30 protein-coding genes are annotated in these 25,722 nt (G+C 49.9%); 9 read left to right on the top strand and 21 right to left on the bottom strand.

Features of this window, described 5'->3' with window-relative positions:
• Window positions 1-264: 264 nt before the first annotated feature.
• On the bottom strand, window positions 265-948 hold the full coding sequence (locus ACMYR3_RS11605; protein ID WP_424192110.1) for a helix-turn-helix transcriptional regulator: 684 nt from the start codon (window positions 946-948) through the stop codon (window positions 265-267).
• A gap of 34 nt (window positions 949-982) precedes the next feature.
• The gene (locus ACMYR3_RS11600; RefSeq protein WP_424192109.1) at window positions 983-1,348 is read right to left on the bottom strand and encodes a c-type cytochrome; all 366 of its coding nucleotides are present in this window, start codon (window positions 1,346-1,348) and stop codon (window positions 983-985) included.
• Here ACMYR3_RS11600 and ACMYR3_RS11595 point away from each other — a divergent pair.
• Window positions 1,347-1,619 (top strand): hypothetical protein, encoded by a 273-nt coding sequence (locus ACMYR3_RS11595; protein WP_424192108.1) that lies wholly within the window; start codon window positions 1,347-1,349, stop codon window positions 1,617-1,619. The genes ACMYR3_RS11600 and ACMYR3_RS11595 overlap by 2 nt on opposite strands.
• On the opposite strand, the gene ACMYR3_RS11590 is transcribed toward ACMYR3_RS11595, so the two are convergent.
• Window positions 1,605-2,186, bottom strand: coding sequence for a ferritin-like domain-containing protein (locus ACMYR3_RS11590; protein WP_424192107.1), 582 nt, complete (start codon window positions 2,184-2,186; stop codon window positions 1,605-1,607). The genes ACMYR3_RS11595 and ACMYR3_RS11590 overlap by 15 nt on opposite strands.
• Between ACMYR3_RS11590 and ACMYR3_RS11585 the strand changes: the two genes are divergently transcribed.
• Window positions 2,185-2,322 (top strand): hypothetical protein, encoded by a 138-nt coding sequence (locus tag ACMYR3_RS11585; RefSeq protein ID WP_424192106.1) that lies wholly within the window; start codon window positions 2,185-2,187, stop codon window positions 2,320-2,322. The two genes, ACMYR3_RS11590 and ACMYR3_RS11585, sit on opposite strands and share 2 nt — an antisense overlap.
• 144 nt (window positions 2,323-2,466) lie before the next feature.
• Here the strand turns inward: ACMYR3_RS11585 and fliR are convergent, their stop codons facing one another.
• The 13 genes from fliR to fliF form a co-directional block, all read right to left on the bottom strand.
• Complete coding sequence (fliR, locus tag ACMYR3_RS11580; RefSeq protein WP_424192105.1) at window positions 2,467-3,240, bottom strand: flagellar biosynthetic protein FliR; 774 nt, start codon at window positions 3,238-3,240, stop codon at window positions 2,467-2,469.
• A 42-nt stretch (window positions 3,241-3,282) separates the two neighbouring features.
• Window positions 3,283-3,555 (bottom strand): flagellar biosynthesis protein FliQ, encoded by a 273-nt coding sequence (gene fliQ, locus ACMYR3_RS11575; RefSeq protein ID WP_424192104.1) that lies wholly within the window; start codon window positions 3,553-3,555, stop codon window positions 3,283-3,285.
• A 21-nt stretch (window positions 3,556-3,576) separates the two neighbouring features.
• Entirely contained in the window at window positions 3,577-4,410 is an 834-nt protein-coding gene (fliP, locus tag ACMYR3_RS11570) for a flagellar type III secretion system pore protein FliP (RefSeq protein WP_424192103.1), read from the bottom strand.
• Window positions 4,407-4,886: a flagellar biosynthetic protein FliO gene (gene fliO, locus ACMYR3_RS11565; protein WP_424192102.1), complete on the bottom strand. Its 480-nt coding sequence runs from the start codon at window positions 4,884-4,886 to the stop codon at window positions 4,407-4,409. Before fliO ends, fliP begins: the two co-directional genes overlap by 4 nt.
• 52 nt (window positions 4,887-4,938) lie before the next feature.
• Entirely contained in the window at window positions 4,939-5,436 is a 498-nt protein-coding gene (gene fliN, locus ACMYR3_RS11560) for a flagellar motor switch protein FliN (RefSeq protein ID WP_424192101.1), read from the bottom strand.
• Between the two features lie 17 nt (window positions 5,437-5,453).
• Complete coding sequence (gene fliM, locus ACMYR3_RS11555; RefSeq protein ID WP_424192100.1) at window positions 5,454-6,461, bottom strand: flagellar motor switch protein FliM; 1,008 nt, start codon at window positions 6,459-6,461, stop codon at window positions 5,454-5,456.
• A gap of 13 nt (window positions 6,462-6,474) precedes the next feature.
• Window positions 6,475-7,005, bottom strand: a complete 531-nt coding sequence (gene fliL / locus ACMYR3_RS11550; protein ID WP_424192099.1) for a flagellar basal body-associated protein FliL — start codon at window positions 7,003-7,005, stop codon at window positions 6,475-6,477.
• A 244-nt stretch (window positions 7,006-7,249) separates the two neighbouring features.
• On the bottom strand, window positions 7,250-8,476 hold the full coding sequence (locus ACMYR3_RS11545; RefSeq protein ID WP_424192098.1) for a flagellar hook-length control protein FliK: 1,227 nt from the start codon (window positions 8,474-8,476) through the stop codon (window positions 7,250-7,252).
• 10 nt (window positions 8,477-8,486) lie between these two features.
• Window positions 8,487-8,954 carry a flagellar export protein FliJ gene (locus tag ACMYR3_RS11540; RefSeq protein WP_424192097.1) on the bottom strand — a complete coding sequence of 156 codons (468 nt, stop codon included), beginning with the start codon at window positions 8,952-8,954 and terminating at the stop codon, window positions 8,487-8,489.
• Between the two features lie 25 nt (window positions 8,955-8,979).
• Window positions 8,980-10,401 (bottom strand): flagellar protein export ATPase FliI, encoded by a 1,422-nt coding sequence (fliI, locus tag ACMYR3_RS11535; protein ID WP_424192096.1) that lies wholly within the window; start codon window positions 10,399-10,401, stop codon window positions 8,980-8,982.
• Entirely contained in the window at window positions 10,398-11,120 is a 723-nt protein-coding gene (locus ACMYR3_RS11530; protein ID WP_424192095.1) for a FliH/SctL family protein, read from the bottom strand. The genes fliI and ACMYR3_RS11530 overlap by 4 nt, the downstream gene beginning before the upstream one ends.
• A gap of 18 nt (window positions 11,121-11,138) precedes the next feature.
• Entirely contained in the window at window positions 11,139-12,149 is a 1,011-nt protein-coding gene (fliG, locus tag ACMYR3_RS11525) for a flagellar motor switch protein FliG (protein ID WP_424192094.1), read from the bottom strand.
• A 3-nt stretch (window positions 12,150-12,152) separates the two neighbouring features.
• Entirely contained in the window at window positions 12,153-13,859 is a 1,707-nt protein-coding gene (gene fliF, locus ACMYR3_RS11520; RefSeq protein WP_424192093.1) for a flagellar basal-body MS-ring/collar protein FliF, read from the bottom strand.
• A gap of 236 nt (window positions 13,860-14,095) precedes the next feature.
• Here fliF and fliE point away from each other — a divergent pair, with 236 nt between their 5' ends.
• Window positions 14,096-14,410 carry a flagellar hook-basal body complex protein FliE gene (gene fliE / locus ACMYR3_RS11515; protein WP_424192092.1) on the top strand — a complete coding sequence of 105 codons (315 nt, stop codon included), beginning with the start codon at window positions 14,096-14,098 and terminating at the stop codon, window positions 14,408-14,410.
• A gap of 244 nt (window positions 14,411-14,654) precedes the next feature.
• On the opposite strand, the gene ACMYR3_RS11510 is transcribed toward fliE, so the two are convergent.
• The 5 genes from ACMYR3_RS11510 to ACMYR3_RS11490 form a co-directional block, all read right to left on the bottom strand.
• Window positions 14,655-14,930: a hypothetical protein gene (locus ACMYR3_RS11510; RefSeq protein ID WP_424192091.1), complete on the bottom strand. Its 276-nt coding sequence runs from the start codon at window positions 14,928-14,930 to the stop codon at window positions 14,655-14,657.
• Window positions 14,931-15,063: 133 nt separating this feature from the next.
• The gene (gene acnA / locus ACMYR3_RS11505; RefSeq protein WP_424192090.1) at window positions 15,064-17,766 is read right to left on the bottom strand and encodes an aconitate hydratase AcnA; all 2,703 of its coding nucleotides are present in this window, start codon (window positions 17,764-17,766) and stop codon (window positions 15,064-15,066) included.
• Between the two features lie 166 nt (window positions 17,767-17,932).
• Window positions 17,933-18,403, bottom strand: a complete 471-nt coding sequence (locus tag ACMYR3_RS11500) for a hypothetical protein (RefSeq protein ID WP_424192089.1) — start codon at window positions 18,401-18,403, stop codon at window positions 17,933-17,935.
• Between the two features lie 328 nt (window positions 18,404-18,731).
• Window positions 18,732-19,718 carry an HpcH/HpaI aldolase/citrate lyase family protein gene (locus ACMYR3_RS11495; RefSeq protein WP_424192088.1) on the bottom strand — a complete coding sequence of 329 codons (987 nt, stop codon included), beginning with the start codon at window positions 19,716-19,718 and terminating at the stop codon, window positions 18,732-18,734.
• A 117-nt stretch (window positions 19,719-19,835) separates the two neighbouring features.
• Window positions 19,836-20,822 (bottom strand): malate dehydrogenase, encoded by a 987-nt coding sequence (locus ACMYR3_RS11490; RefSeq protein WP_424192087.1) that lies wholly within the window; start codon window positions 20,820-20,822, stop codon window positions 19,836-19,838.
• 379 nt (window positions 20,823-21,201) lie between these two features.
• Between ACMYR3_RS11490 and ACMYR3_RS11485 the strand changes: the two genes are divergently transcribed.
• The 6 genes from ACMYR3_RS11485 to ACMYR3_RS11460 all read left to right on the top strand — a co-directional run bounded on the left by ACMYR3_RS11485 (window position 21,202) and on the right by ACMYR3_RS11460 (window position 25,700).
• Complete coding sequence (locus tag ACMYR3_RS11485; RefSeq protein ID WP_424192086.1) at window positions 21,202-21,972, top strand: GntR family transcriptional regulator; 771 nt, start codon at window positions 21,202-21,204, stop codon at window positions 21,970-21,972.
• A gap of 155 nt (window positions 21,973-22,127) precedes the next feature.
• Window positions 22,128-22,550, top strand: coding sequence for a succinate dehydrogenase, cytochrome b556 subunit (gene sdhC / locus ACMYR3_RS11480; RefSeq protein WP_424192085.1), 423 nt, complete (start codon window positions 22,128-22,130; stop codon window positions 22,548-22,550).
• Window position 22,551: 1 nt separating this feature from the next.
• Complete coding sequence (gene sdhD, locus ACMYR3_RS11475) at window positions 22,552-22,917, top strand: succinate dehydrogenase, hydrophobic membrane anchor protein (protein WP_424196490.1); 366 nt, start codon at window positions 22,552-22,554, stop codon at window positions 22,915-22,917.
• A gap of 2 nt (window positions 22,918-22,919) precedes the next feature.
• Window positions 22,920-24,698: a succinate dehydrogenase flavoprotein subunit gene (gene sdhA / locus ACMYR3_RS11470; RefSeq protein ID WP_424192084.1), complete on the top strand. Its 1,779-nt coding sequence runs from the start codon at window positions 22,920-22,922 to the stop codon at window positions 24,696-24,698.
• A 14-nt stretch (window positions 24,699-24,712) separates the two neighbouring features.
• On the top strand, window positions 24,713-25,423 hold the full coding sequence (locus ACMYR3_RS11465; RefSeq protein ID WP_424192083.1) for a succinate dehydrogenase iron-sulfur subunit: 711 nt from the start codon (window positions 24,713-24,715) through the stop codon (window positions 25,421-25,423).
• A gap of 10 nt (window positions 25,424-25,433) precedes the next feature.
• Window positions 25,434-25,700 (top strand): succinate dehydrogenase assembly factor 2, encoded by a 267-nt coding sequence (locus ACMYR3_RS11460; RefSeq protein WP_424192082.1) that lies wholly within the window; start codon window positions 25,434-25,436, stop codon window positions 25,698-25,700.
• The last annotated feature ends 22 nt before the right edge of the window (window positions 25,701-25,722 follow it).

Genomic DNA, 25,722 nt, shown 5'->3' with positions numbered 1-25,722 from the left:
GTTCATACATCTCAACCTCTTTTTTAAAGGAGGCGGATCGTATTAAAACATATAAATATGATGGATATGTGAATTACGTGAAATTCTTTACACAATGTTACATGGCGCTTATTTCAATTAAAGCCTACAGTTAATACGTCAACTGTTGCTAAATATGCATATTGGGTTCAATGAAAAGTTAAAAAGGCTTTTGAATTACGTGCAAGGATAATTTGCCTCAATGTGTTGAGTGAGCCTCACACTGGCGGTGGCTAGAAAAGTGATCTAGCTGTGGCGAACAAATTTGAAGCGACAGACCGAGTCTTGGCGAATGATGCATTCCTTATGCTCGATTTCAGCGCCAGTGGCAGCGGCCATGAAGGCCAGGTCATATTGGCAGACGGCGGGGTAGCGTTCAGCGAGGCGATGAAAAACGCAATTATGGGCGACCACTTCGTCAGGCTGATCGGGCGTTTGCTGCGCATCGTAACCCGCTTCACGCAATAAGGCAGCGACGCTGTCGGTTTTAGCGAGACCATTGCCGACTTGTTTACCAGCTTTGGTGCCCATTTTTTGCATGGTGGCGGCGAGGGCGTCGGGGCCGATGGTTTCGCAGATTTCTTCAATCAGATGCTCGGCCAGTTGTCGGTAACGGCGCGGAAAGGCTTCTTGTCCGTGAGCGGTGAGCGCGTAACACATCTCCGGGCGACGACCGGTAGGGCGTTGACCCGCCCGCTCAATCATATTGTCGCGCTCCAGTGCGGCCAGATGCTGGCGCACAGCATTGGTGGAAATTTCCAGATCGTTCACCAGTTCTTCCACCGACATGCCATCGGGGTGATGCAATAGGCTTTCCAGCAATTTTTTTTGAGTTGCGCCGTATAACTCGATGATTGAGATTTCTTCCACGTATTCAGACTCCCTGCGTCGCCAGATGACTTGCCATTGATCGGATGCTGGTCCATGCAAACAGGTTCCTGGCACCAGGATCATACCTGTCAGACTATTTGCGGCGGTTTACCGTACCCGGTCGGGTTGCTGCTGATTGTGCCTCAAGATAGGCAATGATGTCTTGTCGATCCTTGGCATCATTGGCTAATTGCACGACCATTTTATTGCCGGGCACCAGTTGATTGGGATTGGCCAGCCAGCGATCCAGATTGTGCAAGGTCCAGCGCAGTCCGGATTTTTTTAAGGCGCTGGAATACTCGTAGCCTGCTTGGGTGGCGGCAATTCTTCCCACGACATTGCGATGACGCGGCCCGGCGCCGTTGTCGTCAATGGCATGGCAGGCGCCGCAGCGGGCGCTATAGAGTTGCTCGCCGCGCACCAGATCGCCTGCGGCTTGGGCCGATGTTGTGATGTTCATGAAGATCGTAAAAATAATCAGCAAGACTGTGCGCATATTGGGTGTCGTTATCAATTGGCTAAAACAGTATTCAGCGAGAAAAGCTTGCCACCGGGCAGGATGGCAAGCAAATCGACGTGTGCAAATCACGGTGCGTGCAAATCAAATTGTCAGACAAATTGGGTGCGTGATGATGACTTTTGCCAGTCACGCACCAACAATTGATCGACCATTGGTCTTGCTTCGTCAAATCATGCAAGACCAGTCAAATACAAAATCAAGCGCCAAATGACAGACCTGGTTTAGGCAAAGGCTCACTCAGAGCCTGCGTCAGTGCGGTGTAATGCATGGTTTCATCGGCCAGCAAACGAGCCGCCACTTTGGACAGTTCGCGGTCGGCAAATGATGGCATCACACCGATGTAGGCATTGACGGCACCCAGTTCCAGGCGCTGTGCCAGTTTCAGCACGTCTTTGTCAGTCTTGATGGCAGCCACATTGAGCTTGCTGCTTTTCATGTATTCGTCCATGGTTTTGGCGGCAACCGGTTTGCCACCGAGGTGTTCAATCGTGGCAATCTGTGCTTCTCGGTGCGCTTTGTGATGGCTTTGAAACAGCACGGCCACATCCAGTACACCGCCTTTGAGCAGGCCCGATTCGGCACCAATCTGGTAAGCGGCGATGGCTTCGTGTTCCAGACCCAAGGCCACGTTCAAGATGGCGATATCACCTTCGCTAGGTGCTTTGGAGGCGGCCATGGCAAGTTTGCTGCTGCCCATTAACAGGCCAAATGCGGCAACGGACAAGCCGCTGCTTTTGATGAGTTGACGACGGGTTGGGATGGCGATTGGCTGACCCATGATGATTTCTCCTGGTTGTGTGATTGAAAAGAGTCGCCAGTCTACTCAATTAGAATCAATAAAACAATATAAATATGTTTTTATTGATTTAATGATGATGTCATCAACTCATCAACCAGATAAATCAATCCGATGATAGCTGGGGCAGGACATGGGCAATCACTGCGTGGATAATCACTGATGATAAAATATACTCTGGGATAGTAAAAAAATTAAGCAAATAAATAAGCACTTAAGCAGTCTATATTTAAATATACTCCTTAAAAAATGCTTATTTTGACTACTTCAAGAGTTCAATTGGGTTGGTACCCAGAGCGGTTTCGAGGAGTTGTGACAGCCCTGGCAGCATGGCAAAGAGGGCAAACAGGCCAGCCAGCATGGTGATGGCAAAGCTGATGGAAAAAATGTTGATCTGCGGGGCTGAGCGCGCCAATACTGCCAGCGCCATATTACAGATCATGATCACCGCGATAATTGGCAACGCCAGATGTAAACCGAGCGCAAACAGTTGCCCACCTTGTTGGGTTAGTGCCAGCCAGTTAAAACCGGCATGGGCATCACTGCTGATGGGCACTACGGTAAAACTTTCGGCAATCGACATGATGAGGGATAGATGGCCGTTGAGCCCCAAAAACACCAGCATGGCGAGAATATTCATCAGGCTGCCAATGATGGGCGTTGGGCGGGCATTTTGCGGGTCGACAAAGGTGGCAAACGAAATGCCCATTTGCAGGCCGATGAATTCACCGGCCGTTTCCATCGCCGCAAAGACCAGCTTGAGCGAAAAACCCATCACAAAGCCAACCAGTAATTGTTCGGCCAACAGCACAATGCCCTGCACGCTATAGATATCTTGCAATACGGGGCGGGCAAAGTCGGGAATCAGCGGCGCAATCACGATGGTCAGCACTACCGCGCTGGCGAGTTTGACGCGCTGGGGGATATTGCGTTGGGACAGCACCGGCGCAAAAGTGAAGAGCGACAAGATCCGCACAAATGGCCAGATGAACTGGGCAATCCATAAGGAAACCTGATCGGTGGTGAAGCTGAACATGCGATGCCGATCTGTTGAGCGAGTGGCGGCGGGCTGGTACGATCAGCCGATCATGTGCGGAAAGCTGGTGAGCACATTGCGCATATAGTCGAGCATGGTTTGCAGCATCCACGGGCCGACCAACAGCAGCACCAAAAAAACCGCAATCACCTTGGGAATGAAGGAGAGCGTGGCTTCGTTGATTTGCGTGGCAGCCTGAAAGATGCTGATGATCAGACCGACGGCGAGCGCGGCAATCAGCAAGGGAGCGGCCAGCAGCAGCGTCATGCGCAATGCTTCCTGGCCGACAGTCATGACGGTTTGCGTCGTAAACATGATCTTGGTTCCTTATTGGGTTTAGGTAGCAAAACTGGTAATCAGCGAACCAATCAAGAGGTTCCAGCCATCGACCAGTACAAACAGCATGAGCTTGAAGGGCAATGAAATCAGCACCGGCGAGAGCATCATCATGCCCATCGACATCAGTACGCTGGCCACTACCATATCAATAATTAAAAATGGAATAAAAATCAGAAAGCCGATCTGAAAAGCAGTTTTCAGTTCGCTCGTCACAAAGGCTGGTACCAACACCCGCAGCGGCAGGTCTTCGGCCTTTTTGGCCGTGGCCACTTCGGGTGCGACATTGCCTTCTTCGGCAAACTTCATGAAGAGCGCCAGATCGGCCTCGCGTACCTGCTTGGCCATAAAACCTTTGAGCGGCGATTGGGCACGATCCAGTGCTTCATCAAACTGAATCTGGTTGGCGGTATAGGGCTTGTAGGCTTCGTTATAAATCTTGTCGAGCACCGGTGACATGACATAAAAAGTGAGGAACAGCGACAGCCCAATCAACACCTGAGTGGGTGGGGCGCTTTGGGTGCCCATGGCGGTACGCAGCAGCGACAACACAATCACAATTCGCGTAAAGCCAGTCATCAGCAACAGCACTGCCGGGAGCAGTGACAGTGCACCAAAGATCAGCAAGGTCTGAATGGAAACCGAGTAGGTGGTGCTCCCGCCGGGGCCAGGGCTGCCAGTCAAAGCAGCTAGACCATTGGCTTGTGCCATGGCAGTGGCAGGCACCGTCAATAACAGGATGGTGGACAACACGGCCAGCCATTTTGTGCGGTTGTGCTGAGTCAAGATCTTGAGCGCACCGGTCAGTAATAAAATACGTGGGTGCCAGTTCATGATTTTTTCTGCTTGAATTGTTCCAGCACGCGGGCAAAGCCTGCAGCGGCATGGGGGTTGTTCAGTGCTGACTCGGGTAATGCACCTTTGGTTTGGGTATGAAGCGCGGTGATGCCACTGGCGGTAATGCCGACCACCACCCAGGTGTTGTCAACTTCGATCACGGCAACCCGTTCACGTGTGCCGACTGAAATACTCGACACCACTTTGAGCAGACTGGTCGGCTGGGTATTGGTCATGCCCATGCGCTTGAGTACCCACGCGGCACCCATGATCAGACCTAAAACCAGCAGCAGGCCGAGCACCATCTGTGGCACGGTTGACATGGGCGTCACTGCAACTGGCGCAACGGTATTATTTTTGATGGCTTCTGCCGCTAAAGTTTTTAGTGGCAGTGTCGTTAATACGATCAGGGCAGCTATCACACCGGCAGTCAGGCTGGTGTGGGGTTTATTTTTTTTAAATGACGGCAGCATAAAGTGCTTAGTTAATCAGAGTTGGTTAGTGATGATTGACTGTGTTATCGGTTTAGCGATTCAGTTTGCGAATCCGCTCGGATGGTGTGACGATGTCAGTCAGACGAATCCCAAACTTGTCATTAACCACCACCACTTCACCTTGCGCAATCAGGCAACCATTGACCAGTACATCCATTGGTTCACCAGCCAGGCCATCAAGTTCAATCACCGAACCTTGGGCCAGGTGCAAGATCTGTTTAATGGCAATCTTGGTACGTCCCAGTTCTACCGTGAGCTGCACTGGAATATCCAGGATCATGTCAATGTCATTGGCCATGCCACTGACACCGGCACCACCCAGATTCTGGAATAAATTATTGGGTTTGTTGATGACCTGTGCTGGATCGACCACCCCCGCTGTCAAGCCCGAAGCCTGGGTAGTGGGTGCTGCCGCAGCGGTGGCGGCAGCTTGTTCAGCCAGCGCTGCGTCCCAGTCAATTTCATCGTCATCGCCAGCAGCATCTGTTGCATTTTCAGTCAAGGCCGCAGCCAATTCATCATCAGTCATTGTTACTCCCGTTTTGTTCAGCGTCCGTGCACATCACCAAGCAGATTGTCTGATTGATTGACGGCCAGGATTTCTTCTACACGTATTGAATAATTGCCATTGAGCGTGCCATATTTGCAGTTAAACAAGGGCATGCCATCAACTTCTGCCGTGATGACGGGTTTGATATCAATCGGAATGACATCCCCCACTTTCATATGCAAAATATCCTGCAAGGGAATCTGGGTATTGGCCAGATTGGCAACCAGTTCAACTTCTGCAATCTGCACCTGTTTTTGCAACATGCCCAGCCAGCGTTTATCACTTTCACCCTGTTCGCCCTGAATGGCGTTATAGAGCAGGTCACGTACCGGTTCGATACCCGAATAAGGAATCATGATGTGCATGGCACCACCAGCATTGCCCAACTCAATATTGAAGGTACTGGTAATCACAATCTCGGAAGGTGTCGCCACATTGGCAAACTGAGTATGCATTTCCGAACGCAAATAATCAAATTTCAAAGGATAGACTGGTGCCCAGGCTTTCTGGTATTCATCCATCACCATCTCAAGCATGCGGGTAATGATGCGCAACTCGGTCGGTGAAAAGTCACGACCTTCAATCCGGGTTTTAAAACGGCCATCACCACCAAACATATTGTCGATGACCAGAAACACCAGATTGGGGTCCATCACGATCAGGGCACTGCCACGCAAGGGCCGCATTTGCAGAATATTCAGATTGGTGGGGACCACCAGGTTCTTCAAAAATTCGCTGTATTTGGTGACCTTGATCTGATCGATCGAAATTTCGGGGCTGCGTCGTAAAAAATTGAAAATGCCGATACGCAGATTACGGGCAAAGCGATCATTGATGATCTCCATCGTCGGCATACGCCCACGAACAATCCGTTCTTGCTTGGCGATGTTGTACGGGCGTACGCCCGCCGCTGGCGCTTCCTGTTCGACCTCGTCCTCTTCGCCGTTGACGCCCTTGAGCAGCGCATCAACTTCGTCTTGAGAAAGAAACTTGTCACCAGACATGCATTACTCCTGTTTACTGAATCACAAAGGAAGCAAAATGTACATTCTTGATCATGCTCTTGCCTTCTTTGCCAATCGGTTCACGGGCAATGTCCAGAATTTCACCAGCCAGCTTGCGCTTGCCATCGACATTGTTGAGATCTTCAGCCGTTTTGCTCGATAGCAACAGCAAAATCCTGCTGCGAATCATCGGCATATAGACTTTCAGTTCCTCTTCTGATTTGTGATCTTTGGTTTCCAGGGTGATACCAATTTGCAGATAGTGCTCATCGGTTCCTGCCAGATTGACCACAAAATTGTCCAGTGGCACAAAGGCTGGCGGATGTTTTTTGGCATCTTCTTCGCTGGCATGTTCTTCCTCACCTTCGGCACCGACATCTTTGGCTTTTTTGCCATGCTTGGCAGGCTTCATCAGGAGGAATGCGGCTGCACCACCACCTGCCAGCACGACAACCAGTGCGGCAATAATGATGATCATCATTTTTTTCTTTTTCTTGCCACCTGCTGGGGCTTCGGCATTTTCGGCAACTGCTGCTGTGGACATTTTTTTCTCCGCACAAGGTAAAGTTCATCTGTACGTATTGTCGGCAGTAATGAGGCTTTATTAAGTCGGGAATAGCAGGGTAAAAGCGTATCTATTTGAAGGCGTGCAACCCCAAACGGGCTGGCGCAGTGAAATAAGTCACACCAGCCCGCGTGGCGGACGGGTGGATTGGCTTAAATTGGCCAGAAATAGCGGGTTGATCGTTTGTCTGGTTGGTATTTTCGTCAATCTGTTTCAGGCAAAATCAGGCAAAAGTGTCCACCAGACCCAATGACTTGACCGTGCGCATGGACGACTCCTGTCCTGCTAGCTCGGTGTTGCCATTGTCACCTCGCACGGCACCACCTGCTTGACCACGCTGACCGGATGACTGATCGGAGGCGTGATCTGATGAAGCGCGGGCAAAGTCCTGTCCTGCACTGCTTTGATTAAAAGTCATTTGATCAAGAGCGACACCCGACTGGTTGAACAGATCGCGCAAGTTACTGGCCGCACCTTCTAAAATACGGCGGGTTTCCGGGTTTTGGGCCAAGAACTCAATGGAGGTGGTTTCCTTGTTTTCACCCAGTTTGATACGAATCTTGATCGGGCCCATATCGCCTGGATTCAGATTGATCTCGGCTTCCTGCATATTTTGCTTGATTGCCAGACTCACCTTGTCATGAACCGCCGCAGGGAATTGCGGGCTATAGACGGGGACATCAATTTGCATGGGAGTCGTGACGGGATTGCTCCCACTCGCATTGGTATTTTGGAGTGCGGCGTTGCCTGTTACTGATGGCAAGGCATTGTCCAGTGCAGTTTTAAATGATTCGCTGGTTTTTTCGCCACTCTGCAAGGCCTGTGGATTGAGTGCCGTGGTGGTCTGGTTATCGGTGCTCGCCTGTGTTTTACCGTGTTGCTTGTCGACCGTATCGGTCACTTGCTTAGTATTATCACCCAAACTACTCAGCTTGCCATTTTTATCACTGGCACTACCATTGGCACCTGGTTTGAGTGTGGCATGTCCTTTATTGCTTTTGCCAGGGGCTTTACCGCTGTTGTCATCCAGCAGCGCAATTTGCGTGTCTTGCAAGTTGTCAGTCGGTTGATTTTCTGTAACTGGTGCAGTCGTTTTGGCCTGTTGCTGATATTGCGCCATTTGCATGATCTGGGCAGCGGCATCATTTGCTGGGGTTGATGTCGCTTCCGTTGATGCTAACGATTTATCTTCTTCTGTGCCAATATCCTTGGTTTTATCGGTGTTGGCTTCGGTACTTGGTTGGGCGTCAGTGGTTTTCACTGCACTCTCTATATTGAGCGCATCATTTTGTCCCAGATTGAGTGCGTCACTCAACAAGGTATTAAAGCTGCCGACAGGATTGCCAGTTGCGGTTTTGGCCTGATTGCTGCGTGCATTCTGAGCACTGTTTTGCGTACTCGCTGGTTTGCTGACGGTGGGTTTGGCGCTGGCCTGATTGATTTCGGACATGGTCATTCCTTCACATGGCTTCGTCGATAGAAGCCTGCTGGTTGTCAAAGTATTTGCGCATGGCAAATTCGTCCTGATTCTTCTGTAATTGCTGATCTTGTTTCTTTTGCACTTTTTGTTGCTGTCGTTGCATGAGTGTCTGGTAAGCCTTGCCTTTTTTCTGTTCCTGATTCCAGGCATCACGGGCTTTTTCAAGTGCCGAAGCCACCAGAAAAATATCGCGATCCGCCATGCGGATGGCTTCATCGAGCTTGGCTAAAAAGGACATGAAATTTTCAATTTCCTGCGTCAATCTGCCGCGCGTTTCATCGGTGGCAAACTGGTTATAACGTTGTGCATAATCATGCCGATACGATTCCAACGTCTGCTTTTTTTCCTTGGCGGCATGGTGACGTAACTGGATCTGCTGCATCTGGCTGGCCAGTTCGGTGGCACGTTTTTCAGATTGCTCGATCAGAATTTTCAAGGCATGAGACATATTGGTTGATCGTTATCGTTAATTTTTAAACACGGGTGAGCAGAGCTGACAATGCTTGCTCGCTTTCGTCCATTCCGGCACTTTCGTGCATGGTCTGCTGCAAAAATTTTTCAATCTCTGGATAAAGCCGAATCGCTCTATCCAATTGTGGATCACTGCCTTCTATATAAGCGCCAACGCTGATCAGATCTCGATTGCGCATGTATTTGGAAAACAGACCCTTCAGCGTGCGCGCCGCATTCAGACGCTCTGGCGTGACAATGTTGTGCATCACACGTGAAATCGATTGTTCAATATCAATCGCAGGATAATGCCCCGCTTCTGCCAATGATCGGTTCAGCACGATATGGCCATCCAGAATCGCGCGGGCGGCGTCGGCAATCGGATCCTGCTGATCGTCACCTTCGGTGAGCACGGTGTAAAAAGCTGTGATGGAACCACCCTTGGCGCCACCATTGCCAGCCCGCTCAACCAGTGCCGGTAGTTTGGCAAAGACGGAGGGCGGATAGCCTTTGGTGGCGGGTGGTTCACCAATTGCCAATGCAATTTCCCGTTGTGCCATGGCGTAACGAGTCAGTGAGTCCATGATCAGCAGAACGTTTTTGCCCTGATCACGAAAATGCTCGGCAATCAAAGTGGCGTAAGCGGCCCCTTGCAGGCGCATCAATGGTGCAGCATCAGCTGGCGCAGCCACAACGACGGAGCGTTTCAGGCCTTCTTCGCCCAAAATATCTTCAATGAATTCTTTGACTTCTCGGCCCCGTTCGCCAATCAGGCCAACGACGGTCACGTCGGCAGTGGTATAGCGCGCCATCATTCCCAGCAACACTGATTTACCGACGCCAGAACCGGCAAATAAACCCATCCGCTGACCACGACCCACTGTGAGCAGGGAGTTAATCGTACGGACACCTACGTCCATTGCTTGAGAGACGGGCTCACGCTCAATCGGGTTAACAGGGCGGGCGGCCAGCGGCGCATGACGTTCAAATTTTAAAGGTCCAAGACGATCCAATGGACGACCACCGCCATCAATGATGCGTCCGAGCAAGCCTTCACCAACGGGTAAATGTTTGGTGCGATCTTCGGCACGACGCCAAGGATGCGAGGCTGTGCCATAGATTGGTGCTGGATGCTGTAGATCTTGCGGCACCACAATTGCTCCAGGAGTCAGTCCGTAGACCTCCGAGGCGGGCATCAGGAACAGCCGGTTGCCGGAAAAGCCAACGACTTCAGCTTCGGCCGGGGCCATGCCTTCCTGCAAAATCGTGCAGGTTGAACCAACGGGCAAACGCAGTCCGGCTGCTTCCATCACCAGGCCAGCAACACGTACCAATTTGCCTTGTACCTTATTGGGTGTGGCTGCCTGTGCATGATTCTGGCAATCGAGCAGTAGTCGGTCGAGTTGCGACCAGCCCAAGATTTGATCAAGGCTGTCGGTTTTCATGGCGCTACCTCGTTGTCATGGTTTGCGCTGGCTTCAATCATATCGGGCTGCTGCAATTCGGGTACTTTTTCCAGCGCACCGGTAATGGTGGCGAGCACGCGCTTCCAACGGGTTTCCACTTGGGCATCGATTTCACCACTATTGCTGACAATCCTGCAGCCACCGCAGGCAATCCGCAGATCTTCCACAATGCGGCAACCGGCAAAACCGAGCTCGTCATTCATGAACTGTCTGAGCGTGGCCGCATCTTGTGGGTGAACCAGTAATTGCGCGGGTTTTTCATGATTACTGATCTGGGCAATTGCATCGCGCACAATCGCCAGAATGGCCTGCGGATTTTGTGTGATTTCCTGATTGAGAATTTGCCGGGTCAACTCGATGGCCAGATTCATGACCTGTTGTCCGACTTTTTCCTGCAAGTGAAAAACCGCTTGTTCGGTGCCAACTACAAGTTGGCGAATTTCGTTGATTTGTATATCGGCACGTTGCTGGGTCTCGCTTCTGACCATGCGTTCACCATCGGCTTGGCCTTGCTTGAGACCTTCGGCATAACCCTGCTCAAATCCCTGGGCAAGGGCAGCGCGACGACTTTCTTCGGTTTCTCGATGTTGCGACTGATGCGAGTTTTTACCATTCCCGGAATCGAGCGAGCCCATTTCCCAACGTTGCACGGGGATGTGGGCGGAAGCGGAAATATTGTCTGAGCTTAGTAATGCCATGTTGAGTTTGCCTTGTTATTAAACGAAGGCATCATCGCCACCACCACTACCACCGAGCATGATCTGTCCTTCTTCGGACAGGCGTCGGACCACTTTGAGAATTTCTTTCTGTTCGGCTTCGACTTCGGAAACCCGGACCGGCCCGCGTGATTCCAGATCTTCACGCAGCATTTCGGCAGCACGACTCGACATATTCTTGAAGATTTTTTCACGCATGGCTTCATTGGCACCCTTGAGTGCAATGATGAGCGATTCGGATTGAATTTCACGCAGCAGGGTTTGAATGCCACGGTCGTCAATATCGAGAATGTTATCGAAGGTGAACATCTTGTCGGAAATCTTTTGCGCCAATTCTTCGTCGTATTCCTTGATGGAATCGATGATGATCTGTTCTTGCGCACTGCCGGCAAAGTTGAGAATTTCAGCGGCAATATCCACACCACCAAGGGCGGTTTTTTTGGAGTTGACTTCGCCTGAGGTGAGTAACTTGGACAGCACATCATTGAGTTCACGCATTGCCAGTGGCTGAATACCGTCCAGCGTGACAATGCGCAACATCACATCCGCTTTGAGCCGATCGGTAAACAGGGCGAGAACCTGGGCAGCCTGGTCGCGTTCCAAGTGCACAATGATGGAGGCAATGATTTGTGGATGTTCGTTACGAATCAGTTCAGCGACTGAGCTGGCTTCCATAAATTTGAGACTTTCAATACCGCTGGTATCGCTATTGTCCAAGATACGGTTAAGCAGCAGATTGGCCTTGTCGTCACCCAGTGCCTTGGTCAGCACATCGCGCAGATAGGCGTCGCTATCAATGCCAAAGCTGGTATTTTCATCGGCTTCTGAATGAAATCTGCCCAGCACCTTGTCCATCTTTTCCCGTGAAATGCTTTTCAGCTTGGCCATTTGGGTACCCAGCTTTTGCACTTCGCGGGGTGCCAGATATTTCAAGACTTCAGCGGCCTGCTCTTCGCCCAATGACATGAGCAAAATGGCGCCATCCACCAATCCATCGTTTTCGTTACTCATTGCTTATTCCTTGCCTTTACCTGATACCCAGCCACTGACGATATTGGCGACAACACGAGGATCCTGCTGTGCCAGGGTACGGGCACGATTCAGTGAGTCAGTCGTTAAAAGTTGTGCTTCACTCGGTGTGATTTCGGCAGGAATATGTTGACTATCATGTGACAACTTGAGTGCAACGCCATCTTCTTCCATGCGATTGTTATTGGGTAGAGCAGGTGGTGGTACCACGACTTTGGAGGCATTTTTGATCATGGGCTTGAGTACTCCAAAAATCAGGTACAAGACCACGCCAGCTATCAGCGCCATCTTGCCAAACTCTTTGGCCATTTGACGGTTTTCCGGATCTTTCCAGATGGCCAGTTCGCTGTTATCGCCTTTGGGTGTGCTGGCATAGGCGGCAGTGGTGACATTCAATGTATCACCACGCTCCTTGGAGAAGCCAATCGCTTCACGCACCAGGCCGGTCATCTGTTCAATTTCTTTTTCGGTCAACGGTACGGCTTTGCCATTGACCTGTTTGTTGTTAAGTACGACGGCTGCAGACAGGCGTTTGATCTGACCCACCGCATTACGAGTGTGGCGTACGGTTTTGTCCACTTCATAATTGGTGGTGGCATCTTTACGGCTGGAGCCAGCTGCAGTTGCGGCTCCACCAGCGGCGGCAGCCTGTGCCGGATTGGTGGGAGTGGCCTGGCCTGGTTGACCTGCAATCGGCGCAGTAGCCAAGCCTGGTGGCTGATTGGATAAGGCACCCGGAATGCCCTGTGGTGTGCTGCCTGCGCCTGCGTCAGAGGATTGGCTGATCTGCTGGCTGCGGATCACCATATTGTCAGGTGCCTGATTTGGCTTGAAGCTCTCGGCAGTCGATTCGGTCTGGCTGAAATCGACATCGGCCGATACTTGCGCACGCACGTTTTCGGCACCGACAACCGGGCCGAGAATATCAATAATGCGTTTGCTGTAACTCTGCTCGACCTGATTCACATAATTGAGCTGATTGCCATCCAGATCAGAACCATCCGGATTGCTGGATGCCGACAACAGACTGCCACTTTGATCGACGATATTGACGTTTTGATAGGGCAGGCCGGGCAGGCTGCTGGAAACCAGGTGGGCAATGCCTGCAATTTGCGAACGATCCAGCACGCGACCGGGATAAACGGATAACAAAACCGACGCAGTCGGCTTTTGCTGTTCACGCATGAAGACAGATTGTTTGGGTATGGCCAGGTGCACACGGGCAGTCTGTACAGCCGAGAGCGACTGGATCGAGCGTGCCAGCTCGCCTTCTAATGCACGTTGGTAATTGATCTGCTCCTGAAACTGGGTCATGCCCAATTTAGGATTTTCCAGCAGCTCAAAACCCACAATGCTGCCTTTGGGCAAGCCTTGTGACGCCAGTTTGAGCCGGGCATCATGGACTTTGTCGGAAGGTACCAGAATCGCCGTGCCGCCTTCGGAATATTTATATTGCACATTCATTTGTGCCAATGAGGCAACAATGGCGCCGCCATCCTTGTCAGTCAGATTGGTGAACAGAACCCGGTAATCAGGCTGTTGCAACCAGATCAGCAACCCGATAACGGCAGCCAGCACCAGGGGCACGCCAAACAACAAAGTCAGCTTGCTTTGCGGCGGTAGCTGGCGAAAGTTGTCGAGCATGGGCAGTGAGCTGCCTGCTGGTGGGGTTTGCGCTTGAATCGCGTCCATAAAATACTGACCTCGTATCCCAATTGTTAAGTTGCGGATTTCACTTCAATCCGTAGCCACATTATGGCGAGGCGAATTTTTGGCCGAACCTTGAATAGAGGGGCAAAAGGGGGGTTATTCCAAGCCGCGGCATGATTGGGTAGCACCTATAGTGACAACTGTCTGGTGGAAAATCCGCCAATTTCAGTCACCGTGCAAGGTGTGCAAGCTGGCTGAGTCAATCGAAGGAGGCTGTGATGATCGACAAACTGGGCAGTATTGGTGGCACGGAGCAATTACGTTCCAGCATGGCCGCCAAAAAAGTGGCGACCACACCGGTTGCTGGCGGCGATAGTTTTGCCAACGCTTTCAAGGGTGCGCTGGATAAGGTGAATCAGTCACAACAGCAGGCGACCGAGCTGGGTAAGCAGTTTCAGCTGGGCAATCCCGATGTCAGCCTGGAAGAAACCATGATTGCCGGGCAGACTGCCAATCTGGGTTTTCAATCCCTGGTGGCGGTGCGTAATCAGATGGTCAAGGCTTATAACGAAATCATGAATATGCAGGTGTGATTGAGGTGCTGCAACCCTTATCGTGCGTGCCAAGACCACGTCAGCTGCTGACCTGGAAGGTGATTTTTATTCATTTTTAAGGAGTATATGTATAAATACTATTCCTTGAGTGCTTAAATAAAGGGTCAAATAATTTACTGGTGGGTGTATATATTTAGGCAAAATAAAAGGGAACTGATGCGATGTCAGCTCCCTTTTTGTCTTTCAACTCAGCGAAGTGCAGAGCCTGGTGTTGTTGCTTTTACTATTTTTTTTCAGTTTCAGTTGTTGGGCTGGTTGCATCAGCAGGTGTTGCGGGCGTTTCTGGTGCGGCTGCGGGGGCTGTGGCAGGCGCCGTCGTTTCAGCAGGTGCAGCTGCTGGGGTAGCTGGTGTTGCTGCTGGCGTCGTAGTTGGCGCAGCTTTTTCTTCGTGATGGGCGCCTTCGGTTTCACCTTGCAGGCTGACATTGTCGCCGCCTTTCATCAATACAAACATGGCGATAGCAGCAAAAATGATAAAACCGATCAGAATCTTGATCATGAGACAGTCTCCTTTATGGGTATGAGTAGGGAAAAAGCGAAAAAAAACGCTGGAATCAATCCAGCGTCAGTTTGTACCTGCCGCCTTACAAAAGACTTATGTAGGGCGGTGCAGGTTGGCTGATGTGGACGGCTTAGGCTGCGAGCAGCTGACGCAAAACAAATGGCAAAATACCGCCGTGTTTGTAATAGTCCACTTCAATCGGTGTATCAATGCGCAGTGTGACGGTGATTTCCTGCTTGCTGCCATCGGCTTTGGTGATGATCAATGCTGCATCCTGTTGCGGTTTGAGGTCTTCACCCAGCTCCACATCAATCTGCTCGTTCCCTTTTAAACCCAGCGTTTCCCAGGAATCATTGCCCTTGAACTGGAGTGGCAAAACGCCCATTCCCACCAGGTTGGAGCGGTGAATCCGCTCAAAGCTGCGTGCCACCACCACTTTAATACCGAGTAATTGTGTGCCTTTGGCGGCCCAATCGCGCGATGAACCGGTGCCGTATTCTTCGCCACCAAAAATCACGGTAGGTGTGCCTTCGGCTTGATAGCGCATGGCCGCATCGTAAATATAGAGTTTTTCACCACTGGGTTGGAACAGTGTCAGGCCACCTTCTTCGCGGGAGCCATCATCCTTGGCTGGAATCATCAGGTTTTTGATCCGCACGTTGGCAAAGGTACCGCGCATCATCACTTCATGGTTACCGCGACGTGAACCGTAGCTGTTGAAATCCGCCTTGGCTACGGCGTTATCGGTCAGCCATTTGCCGCCTGGGGTGGCTTCCTTGATGGAACCTGCTGGCGAAATGTGATCAGTCGTAATGGAATCACCAAACAAGGCCATGATGCGTGCACCATGCACGCCGGAGGCGGCGGCTGTGGGTGTCAGGCTGAAGTTGTCAAAGAACGGTGGTTTGGCAATGTAGGTGCTTTTTGGCCAGGTATAAACCTGTCCTTTGACGCCCTTGATTTTTTCCCACAATTTGCCCGGATCGTTTTTCACCTTGTCGTAATTGGCTTTGAAGGCTTTGCCATTCATGGCAAATTTCATCAGTTTGTAGACTTCTTCACTGGTTGGCCAGATGTCGCCCAGATAAACATCCTTGCCATTTTTGCCTTTGCCAACCGGCTCAGTCATCAGATCTTTGGTGACATTGCCGGCAATGGCATAGGCCACCACCAAGGGTGGTGAGGCCAGGAAGTTGGCTTTGATATTGGGGTGAATCCGTGCCTCAAAGTTACGGTTGCCGGAGAGTACGGCAGCACCAACCAGATCATTCTGGGTGATGACCTCATTGATTGGGCCTGTCAGATCGCCCGCATTACCAATACAAGTGGTGCAGCCATAAGCGGCGACATCAAAACCCAGTTCTTCAAGATAAGGCAGCAAGCCTGCCTTTTCCAGATAAGTGGTCACAATCCGTGATCCAGGTGCCAGCGAGGTTTTGACGTGTTTTTTGACCTTGAGGCCAGCCTTCACCGCTTTTTTAGCCAACAAACCGGCGGCCAGCAATACGCCCGGATTGGAAGTGTTGGTGCAGGAAGTGATGGCTGCGATCAGTACATCACCGTTTTTGATGTCGATGCCGTCGCTGGTGGTAAAGGTTTGGCCGAGTTTTTCAGCGGGTTGGTTAAAGCCGTTTTCTGCCGTTGGTTTGGAAAACAGCTCGGTAAACTGTTTGGCCAGATGCGTGATCTCGATCCGATCCTGGGGACGTTTTGGACCCGCCAGTGACGGTGCCACTTTGGACAGGTCGAGGCTAACGGTTTTGGTGTAGTCGATATCGCCCGCTTTGGGAATACCAAACATTTTCTGCGCCTTGAAGTATTCCTGGAAGGCGGCAATTTCGTCTTTGGTGCGACCAGTACCTTCAAAGTATTCGATGGTTTTTTCGTCGACTGGAAAGAAACCCATCGTGGCACCATATTCCGGCGCCATATTGGCAATCGTGGCACGATCAGGCAGTGACAGGCTGGCGACGCCTTTACCGAAAAATTCAACAAACTTGCCAACGACTTTTTCCTTGCGCAGCATTTCGGTGACGGTCAATACCAAGTCAGTGGCGGTGACGCCTTCACGCAGCTTGCCGGTCATTTCAAAACCAACGACGTCAGGGGTCAGGAAGTACACTGGCTGACCGAGCATACCAGCCTCGGCTTCAATACCGCCAACACCCCAACCGACTACGCCAATACCGTTGATCATGGTGGTGTGGCTGTCAGTACCTACCAGGGTATCTGGATAATAAACATCATGTTTTTTATGAACGCCGCGCGCCAGATATTCCAAATTCACTTGATGCACGATACCAAAGCCAGGAGGCACAACACCAAAGGTGTCAAAGGCCTGCATGCCCCATTTCATGAATTCGTAGCGCTCCTGGTTGCGCTGGAATTCCAGTTTCATATTCAGGTCCAATGCCTTGGGTGAACCAAAATGGTCAATCATGACCGAGTGATCCACAACCAGATCCACAGGTACCAATGGCTCAATGGTTTTGGGATTTTTACCCACACTTTCGGCCACATTGCGCATGGCGGCCAAATCAGCCAGCAGTGGTACGCCGGTAAAGTCTTGCAGTACCACGCGGGCGACAACGAAAGGAATTTCGTCGACACGATCAGCCACTGGTTTCCAGTTGGCCAGTTGTTTGATGTGCTCTTCGGTCACTTTCTGGCCATCACAATTGCGCAGTACCGATTCGAGAACAATACGGATTGAAACCGGCAGACGTGAAACATTCACGCCCAGTGCCTTACCCAAGGCGGGTAATGAGTAATACTGGGCTGAATGTTTGCCAAGTTTAAGGGATTTGAGTGTTTTAAAGGTGTTGTGGGACATTGCTTCCTCTCAGTCGGACTTGGGAACGATGGTGGTGGTGGATGCAGTTGAGTTGTTGATGTTATCGATTTATTGCTGCAGGTAAATCAGGTTAAAGCGTTTAAAGTCAGTCTGCAATAGCGTATTAGCTGGATGCTGGCAGACTGACAGTTTTATTCAAGACAAATTAGCCTTTGGTGCACTCATTGGCTAACTGGCTACCAGTCTTGGTATTCATCAGAATGGTTTTGGATGGAATCTGAATCATGAACATACCGGTCTTCTGGTCTTCCATGCGGATGGCGCCAGTGGAAGTTGAAACCCGATTTAATGGATATTTCTTTTTCATCCAGACAATTTCGGCATTATTTTCGTCATGTACTTTTAAGTCAAAAGCCCGACCCAGTTCGCATTTATATGCGCCAGCAACGGGATGACCGGTCCAGTCGATCGGGGGAGTCCTGCTTTCAACCGGTGTTGCCGCAGCTGCCTGAATGGCGACTAGTGCGCTTGCTGTTGGTGTTACGGCAGCGACGTTACTAGCTGCCGGTGCTGCGACAGCAGATGCCGCTTGGCTGATTTGTGGTTGCTGAGTGGTATTGCAGGCGGCCAGCAAGCCTAAGCTGCAAATTGCTAAAACGGGCAGAAAAGTTTTCATGTATTAATCTCCAAAAAAAGGCTTGCATCACACCTACTTCACCAGATCGTCCAAAGCTGGCTCAGGGTGGCATGACTCTACTGCAATCGGTGAATTGAGGTATTGAGAGAATTGAAACAAATTTTGTACGGATAAAAACGTAATAAATAACGGCAAGCGACTATCAATTTATCTGATCGAGTCTTGGCGTGCTCCATGTGATTCATGTTCTGCGGGGGTATTGAATGCAAATAAGCGCTTTTAAGTAAGCCAAGTTGGAATTGTTTAAATACATCAACCAGTATGCTTATTATGCGCTGTTGACAGTGAATTCGTCATGTTCTTTGCGTTATTCAATTGAGAAAAATCGTTGCAGTACGGGTTCACTCAGCGTCAAGCCAAGCTGTTTGGCACGTTGCAGTACTTGCCAGTAATAACGATAACTGGCGCGGTCATGCAGTTTTCCCTGGTAATGAATTGGTCCCCAGTGTTTTTCTGAAGCTGCCAGCAAAATGGCTTCGGCATCGGCAATATCAGTCAGGGCAGGGCTGAAGGCACTGACAATGGGACGAATTTGCTCAGGATGAATGCTCCACATGCGTGTGTAGCCAAATTCAGAGCGGGCTCTTGCGGCGTCATTGGCAACGACGGTGAGATCACGAATCTCGGTGGTGACATTGTGTGACGGGACTTTACTGTAGGCGTGGCAGGCGGCTGCAATTTCGAGTTTGGCACGTTGAATCAGCGGGTGGCTAAACTGTCCGGGCGATTGCATGGCGCTGCCTGGAACAGTACCGTAATGTGCCGAGACGAAATCCATGATGCCAAAGCTGAGACATTCCACCTGGGGCAAGGCCGCAATCTGGCGGGCCTCGTAAAGGGCGGTATAGTTTTCAATCAGCACATGAATTGGCACCAGTCGTGCCAATCCCGTTTTGCTCACTACTTCATTGATATAGTCAATCATACGCTGGGTTTGCGCTACACCACTGACTTTGGGTAAGGTGACGTAGGCCAGTCGGTCTGCGGTACCATCCAAAATGCAATCAATATCATTCTTCCAGCTTGCATGGCCAATATCGTGAATCCGTATGCCGACACGTTGATAAGTACTGTCTGTGGTGTTGATGAGTTGGGCGACCAGTCGCGCATGTGCGAGCTCATTGCCAGCGGCCGCGCCATCTTCACAATCAAAAGTGATGTCAAAAATGCCTTTTAACTGCTGTTGTAAATCCAATGATTTACGCATCAATTTTTCACTGCCAGCGTAATGATCGCATACCGGGATCATGGGTAACGTGGCTTCACTTTCAAATAGTTGATCGGACGGATGCATGTTGATGATTAATGACGGTGGGTGAGAGTGAGTACATACAAAAGTTGTAAAAAAGGCGTAAAAAAAGGCGAGAAAATTATCTCGCCTTTTATATCAAGTTGCTTGGCAACTTAAAAATTACAGCAGGTGTTTAACACCATCTTGTTCGCCTTGCAGCTCTGCCAAGGTTTTGTTGATGCATTCTTGTGAAAAGGCATCAATAGGCAGGCCTTCAACAAGTTTGTATTCGCCATTTTCGCAAGTGACTGGGTAGCCAAACATGACTTCTTTAGGAATGCCGTATTCGCCATTGGAAGGAATGCCCATCGTGACCCATTTACCATTGGTACCTAGTGCCCAATCACGCATGTGATCAATGGCAGCATTGGCAGCAGAAGCAGCAGAAGAAACACCACGTGCAGCAATAATGGCGGCACCACGTTTGCCAACGGTTGGCAGGAACACGTCTTTGTTCCAAACTTCATCATTGATCATTTCTTTGACTGATTGGCCATCAATGGTGGCAAAACGGTAGTCAGCATACATAGTTGGAGAGTGATTGCCCCAAACAGCCAGTTTTTCGATTGCAGCAACTGGTTTGCCAGTTTTGGCAGCAATTTGTGATGCAGCACGGTTGTGATCCAGACGCAACATGGCAGTGAAGTTTTTAGCAGGCAGATCAGGTGCAGATTTCATGGCGATATAGGCATTGGTGTTGGCTGGGTTGCCAACGACCAAAACACGTACATCACGTGAAGCAACCGCATTGAGTGCTTTACCTTGAGCGGTGAAAATCTGGGCATTGGCAGCCAACAGATCGGCACGCTCCATGCCTGGACCGCGAGGACGAGCACCAACCAGCAAAGCGTAGTCTGTATCTTTAAAAGCGGTCATTGGATCGCTATGGGCTTCGATACCAGCCAATAATGGGAATGCGCAGTCTTCCAGCTCCATGATCACGCCTTTGAGAGCGTTTTGTGCTTTCTCGTCAGGAATCTCTAGCAATTGCAGAATAACTGGTTGATCCTTGCCCAGCATTTCGCCTGAAGCGATGCGAAACAGAAGGGCATAACCGATTTGACCGGCGGCGCCGGTAACTGCAACACGCTTAGCAGCTTTTGCCATGATGATATTCTCCGTGGTGAGTAGAAATAGGTGGGCGCACTTGGCGCTGGATTGTTTAAAGGAATTCCAAAGAAAGGATTGTAGTTCAGTTCAAATCACTGGAAATTGATTTTGTCCTGCAACAACAGTCAGCCAGTCATCTTATCCGGAACTGGCGAGTGCTAATAGAGCAATGCCACAAAAAATGCGGTGTTTTTCACATTTTTCAGTCATCTATTGCGCAACGCAGCCAAACGATTAGTTTAGTTTTGGAGTATGATGGTGTCAATCTATATCTTATGTCTTATATAAGACATAAAACTAATATAAAAATTCTGGACGAAATGTTGTTTAATGTGGTGAAATCTGAAATATGACAAGTGCGGCTTCGGCGACTCATATGGGCATCTCTGGCTCGCCTTCTGGCGAGGTGGAGGCTATGCGGGCTGCGGCTTCACCGACTTTTAGTCCGCTTTATCAGCAAATCAAGGGGTTGATTACCAAAAGTCTGGAGTCAGGGGAGTGGAAGCCGGGGGAGTTGATTCCCAGCGAAGTGGATTTGGCGGCTCGTTATGGTGTCAGTCAAGGTACTGTACGCAAGGCGATTGACGAAATGGCCCAGGAAAATCTGGTGGTTCGTCGTCAAGGAAAGGGTACTTTTGTTGCGACGCATCAGGAGGCGAAAGCGCAGTTCCGTTTTTTGCGTCTGATACCTGATGACGGTAATTCTGTTGCAGCAGAAAACAAGTTGCTGGAGTGCCGACGCGCCAGGGCTAGCGCCGATGTTGCGCGGATGCTGCAGTTGAAAGCCGGGGAGTCAATGATTCTGATTCGTCGTTTGCTTTCATTTAAGTCGGTGCCAACAATTCTGGATGAGATTTGGCTGCCTGCCAACTTGTTTAAAGGCCTGACTGCGGAACGCCTAATTGAATATAAAGGGCCTATGTACGCTTTGTTTGAAGCGGAATTTGGTACTAGGTTAGTTAGGGCAGAAGAAAAAGTGCGCGCCGTTTTGGCTGATGCAAATTCTGCCCAATGGTTGGGTGTGGTTACGGGTACGCCATTGTTAAGTGTTGAACGTGTGTCGATGACTTACCAGGACCGGCCAGCAGAAGTGCGTAGGGGACTTTATTTGACCGAGCATTTTTATTATCACAATGAGTTAAGTTGATAAATCCGACACTCAATTTATTGGTAAATGTGCACTGGTTATCAGACTTATAAATGACAGAAGTATGATCATGCAGTTAAAATCAACAGGTTTTTCGATTGTCAATACTGAAAAACCATTTGCCCTCATTTTTCAACTCTAAGCAGGAAGCAATCATGGCGGAAGTGCTTAACTCCAAAACAAAAAAGATCCGGCCCGAATACCGGAATATCCATATTTCACAAATCATCAAATACCGTTTGCCATTGGCAGGTATTTTGTCCATTTTGCATCGGGTTAGCGGTGCTTTGATGTTCTTGCTATTGCCCTTCATTTTATATTTGTTTGAGCAAAGTCTGACTTCTGAAATTAGTTTTGCCAATCTCAAGTCGATCGTGGAAGGTGTTTTTGCCAAGCTAGTGATTCTGGCTTTGTCTTGGGCCTATTTGCATCATTTTTGTGCGGGTGTTCGACACCTGATTATGGATAATCACATTGGTGTGGATAAAGAGTCTGCTGGCAAGTCTGCCGCCGTGGTTTTTGCTGTGAGTCTGCCCTTGGCCGGCTTGGTGGCTTTGAAACTGTTTGGAGTATTCTGAGATGACTACAAATAATATTGGCCCAAAACGCTTGGTAGTGGGGGCGCATTATGGTTTGCGTGATTGGTTGGCGCAGCGTATTACTGCTGTTGTCATGGCGGTCTATACAGTTATCTTGCTAGTCGCTTTTTTGACAGCTAATAATTTTTCTTATGATGGTTGGGCAGGTCTTTTTTCTCATCAGTGGATGAAGTTGGCTACCTTCGTTGTTTTTGTCGCATTGTTCTACCATGCTTGGGTCGGTATCCGTGATATTTGGATGGATTACGTCAAGCCAGTAGCTGTGCGCTTGGTATTACAGGTCGCCACCATTTTGTGGCTGATTGCTTGTGCCGGTTGGGCGGCGCAGATTCTCTGGAGAGCTTAATCGTGGTAGCTGTGAAATCCTCCATTCCAACACGTCGTTTTGATGCTGTTATTGTCGGTGCTGGTGGCGCTGGCATGCGGGCTTCTTTGCAATTGGCTGAAGCTGGTCTCAACGTTGCCGTGCTCTCGAAAGTTTTTCCAACTCGTTCGCATACTGTTGCTGCGCAGGGTGGTATTGGCGCATCTTTGGGTAATATGACCGAGGATAACTGGTACTGGCATATGTTTGACACCGTTAAGGGTTCGGACTATCTGGGTGATCAGGATGCGATTGAGTTCATGTGCCGTGAAGCGCCAAAGGTGGTTTACGAGCTTGAGCATTTCGGCATGCCATTTGATCGTAATGCCGATGGCACGATCTATCAGCGCCCATTTGGTGGTCATTCTGCCAATTTTGGTGAAAAACCAGTTGCGCGTGCTTGTGCCGCGGCCGATCGAACTGGTCACGCACTTTTACATACGCTTTATCAACGCAATGTACGGGCAAAAACACACTTCTTTGTGGAGTGGATGGCGCTTGATCTGATCCGTGATGCTGACGGTGATGTACTTGGGGTTGTGGCGCTGGAAATGGAAACTGGCGAAGTCATGATTCTGCAAGCCAAGACCACGCTGTTTGCGACGGGTGGTGCTGGCCGTATCTGGGCGGCTTCTACGAATGCGTTTATTAATACTGGTGATGGCATGGGCATGGCTGCTCGTGCAGGCTTTCCGCTGGAGGATATGGAGTTCTGGCAATTCCATCCAACCGGTGTTGCTGGTGCTGGGGTGCTCATCACCGAAGGTGTGCGTGGTGAGGGTGGCATTCTGCTCAACTGTAATGGTGAGCGCTTTATGGAGCGCTATGCACCAACTTTGAAGGACTTGGCGCCGCGTGACTTTGTTTCGCGATCGATGGATCAGGAAATCAAAGAAGGTCGTGGTTGTGGTCCAAACAAAGATCATGTGTTGTTGAAGTTGGATCACTTGGGTGCAGATACGATTAATAAGCGACTGCCTTCAATTGCTGAGATTGCTCACAAGTTTGCAAACGTTGATTGCACTAAAGAGCCTATTCCAGTTGTACCAACGATTCACTACCAGATGGGTGGCATTCCAACCAATATTTACGGTCAGGTTGTGGTACCTAAAAATGGTAGCCCTAACGAGATTGTTAACGGTATGTATGCCATTGGTGAGTGTGCTTGTGTATCAGTACATGGTGCTAATAGACTTGGAACTAACTCCCTGCTAGATCTGGTGGTGTTTGGTCGTGCTGCCGGTAATCATATTGTTCAATACAACCTCAAGAACAAAGAACATAAGCCTTTGCCTGCTGATGCAGCTGATTTTGCGCTGTCTCGCTTGGCCAAGATTGATGGTTCAAGTTCTGGTGAGCGCGTTCAAGATGTGGCAAATGATATTCGTGCAGCTATGCAGTACCACTGCGGTGTGTTCCGCACAGATGAGTTGCTGAATAGTGGCGTGACCAAGATTCTTGGATTGGCCGAACGCGCGAAAAATGTTTTCATTAAAGATAAATCCAAGGTCTTTAATACGGCTCGGATTGAAGCGTTGGAACTGGACAATTTGGTTGAAACGGCAAAGGCGACGATTACTTCTGCGGCTGCACGTAAAGAGAGCCGTGGAGCACACGCACATCGTGACTATGAGAAGCGTGATGATGAAAACTGGATGAAGCACACACTCTGGTTCTCGGAAGGTAATCGTTTGGACTACAAACCAGTAAAAACACAGCCGCTTACCGTTGAAACATTCAAGCCCAAGGCTCGTACCTTCTAATTTTGAGGTTAAAAATGCCACGTACAATCAAGTTTCAAATCTATCGCTATGATCCTGACAAGGATGCCAAGCCCTATATGCAGGATCTGGAAGTCGAACTCAAAGAGACTGACAAAATGTTGCTTGATGCCCTCCAGCGCATCAAGTCTGATGTGGATGACTCTTTAGCGCTACGCCGTTCGTGTCGCGAGGGTGTTTGCGGGTCAGATGCGATGAATGTCAATGGCAAAAATCGTCTGGCATGCACAACAAACCTAAATGAGCTGCAAGAACCGATTGTTTTGCGGCCATTGCCAGGGCTTCCTGTCATTCGCGACTTGATCGTCGATATGACACAGTTCTTTAAACAATATCATTCGATTCGCCCGTATTTGATTAACGATACGCCTCCGCCAGAGAAAGAGCGTTTGCAGTCGCCGGAAGAACGTGAAGAGCTTGATGGCCTTTATGAATGTATCTTGTGCGCCTGCTGCTCAACTTCATGTCCATCATTTTGGTGGAACCCTGATAAGTTTGTGGGGCCGGCTGGATTGCTCCAGGCCTATCGCTTTATTGCGGATAGTCGTGATCAGGTAACGGGTGAGCGATTGGATAATTTGGAAGATCCTTATCGGCTGTTCCGCTGCCACACGATTATGAATTGCGTGGATGTTTGTCCGAAAGGACTAAACCCAACCAAGGCGATTGGCAAAATCAAAGAACTTATGGTCCGTCGGACCGTATAAGTTAGTGATAATGCCCTCTCATCAGTCTGATCCCTTAAATCGTGCACGCTTACGTTGGCGTGCGCGGCGGGGGCTTCTGGAAAATGACGTGATTCTGACGCGTTTTCTGGATGAGCATGAGTCAGAGCTAAGTGATGATGAGGTGGGCGCGCTTTCTGCTTTACTTGATTTATCTGACAATGAACTCTTGGATCTACTGCTTTCCAGGAAAGAACCAGATGATTCTTTGCAAACCCAATCTGTCTTGCTTGTGCTTAATCGCTTGCGTGCAGTTTGAATTACTTAAACCATTAACTTGC

Source organism: Ampullimonas aquatilis, assembly GCF_049675895.1.
Classification (GTDB): domain Bacteria; phylum Pseudomonadota; class Gammaproteobacteria; order Burkholderiales; family Burkholderiaceae_D; genus Ampullimonas; species Ampullimonas aquatilis.
This window is presented reverse-complemented; position numbering and strand designations above follow the sequence as displayed.

Coding starts and splice junctions, on each gene's coding strand:
- ACMYR3_RS11595 (WP_424192108.1), top strand. CDS start 1,347: ATGAAGATCGTAAAAATAATCAGCAAGACTGTGCGCATATTGGGTGTC.
- ACMYR3_RS11600 (WP_424192109.1), bottom strand. CDS start 1,348: ATGAACATCACAACATCGGCCCAAGCCGCAGGCGATCTGGTGCGCGGC.
- ACMYR3_RS11585 (WP_424192106.1), top strand. CDS start 2,185: ATGATGATTTCTCCTGGTTGTGTGATTGAAAAGAGTCGCCAGTCTACT.
- ACMYR3_RS11590 (WP_424192107.1), bottom strand. CDS start 2,186: ATGGGTCAGCCAATCGCCATCCCAACCCGTCGTCAACTCATCAAAAGC.
- fliR (WP_424192105.1), bottom strand. CDS start 3,240: ATGTTCAGCTTCACCACCGATCAGGTTTCCTTATGGATTGCCCAGTTC.
- fliQ (WP_424192104.1), bottom strand. CDS start 3,555: ATGTTTACGACGCAAACCGTCATGACTGTCGGCCAGGAAGCATTGCGC.
- fliP (WP_424192103.1), bottom strand. CDS start 4,410: ATGAACTGGCACCCACGTATTTTATTACTGACCGGTGCGCTCAAGATC.
- fliO (WP_424192102.1), bottom strand. CDS start 4,886: ATGCTGCCGTCATTTAAAAAAAATAAACCCCACACCAGCCTGACTGCC.
- fliN (WP_424192101.1), bottom strand. CDS start 5,436: ATGACTGATGATGAATTGGCTGCGGCCTTGACTGAAAATGCAACAGAT.
- fliM (WP_424192100.1), bottom strand. CDS start 6,461: ATGTCTGGTGACAAGTTTCTTTCTCAAGACGAAGTTGATGCGCTGCTC.
- fliL (WP_424192099.1), bottom strand. CDS start 7,005: ATGTCCACAGCAGCAGTTGCCGAAAATGCCGAAGCCCCAGCAGGTGGC.
- ACMYR3_RS11545 (WP_424192098.1), bottom strand. CDS start 8,476: ATGTCCGAAATCAATCAGGCCAGCGCCAAACCCACCGTCAGCAAACCA.
- ACMYR3_RS11540 (WP_424192097.1), bottom strand. CDS start 8,954: ATGTCTCATGCCTTGAAAATTCTGATCGAGCAATCTGAAAAACGTGCC.
- fliI (WP_424192096.1), bottom strand. CDS start 10,401: ATGAAAACCGACAGCCTTGATCAAATCTTGGGCTGGTCGCAACTCGAC.
- ACMYR3_RS11530 (WP_424192095.1), bottom strand. CDS start 11,120: ATGGCATTACTAAGCTCAGACAATATTTCCGCTTCCGCCCACATCCCC.
- fliG (WP_424192094.1), bottom strand. CDS start 12,149: ATGAGTAACGAAAACGATGGATTGGTGGATGGCGCCATTTTGCTCATG.
- fliF (WP_424192093.1), bottom strand. CDS start 13,859: ATGGACGCGATTCAAGCGCAAACCCCACCAGCAGGCAGCTCACTGCCC.
- fliE (WP_424192092.1), top strand. CDS start 14,096: ATGATCGACAAACTGGGCAGTATTGGTGGCACGGAGCAATTACGTTCC.
- ACMYR3_RS11510 (WP_424192091.1), bottom strand. CDS start 14,930: ATGATCAAGATTCTGATCGGTTTTATCATTTTTGCTGCTATCGCCATG.
- acnA (WP_424192090.1), bottom strand. CDS start 17,766: ATGTCCCACAACACCTTTAAAACACTCAAATCCCTTAAACTTGGCAAA.
- ACMYR3_RS11500 (WP_424192089.1), bottom strand. CDS start 18,403: ATGAAAACTTTTCTGCCCGTTTTAGCAATTTGCAGCTTAGGCTTGCTG.
- ACMYR3_RS11495 (WP_424192088.1), bottom strand. CDS start 19,718: ATGCATCCGTCCGATCAACTATTTGAAAGTGAAGCCACGTTACCCATG.
- ACMYR3_RS11490 (WP_424192087.1), bottom strand. CDS start 20,822: ATGGCAAAAGCTGCTAAGCGTGTTGCAGTTACCGGCGCCGCCGGTCAA.
- ACMYR3_RS11485 (WP_424192086.1), top strand. CDS start 21,202: ATGGGCATCTCTGGCTCGCCTTCTGGCGAGGTGGAGGCTATGCGGGCT.
- sdhC (WP_424192085.1), top strand. CDS start 22,128: ATGGCGGAAGTGCTTAACTCCAAAACAAAAAAGATCCGGCCCGAATAC.
- sdhD (WP_424196490.1), top strand. CDS start 22,552: ATGACTACAAATAATATTGGCCCAAAACGCTTGGTAGTGGGGGCGCAT.
- ACMYR3_RS11465 (WP_424192083.1), top strand. CDS start 24,713: ATGCCACGTACAATCAAGTTTCAAATCTATCGCTATGATCCTGACAAG.
- ACMYR3_RS11460 (WP_424192082.1), top strand. CDS start 25,434: ATGCCCTCTCATCAGTCTGATCCCTTAAATCGTGCACGCTTACGTTGG.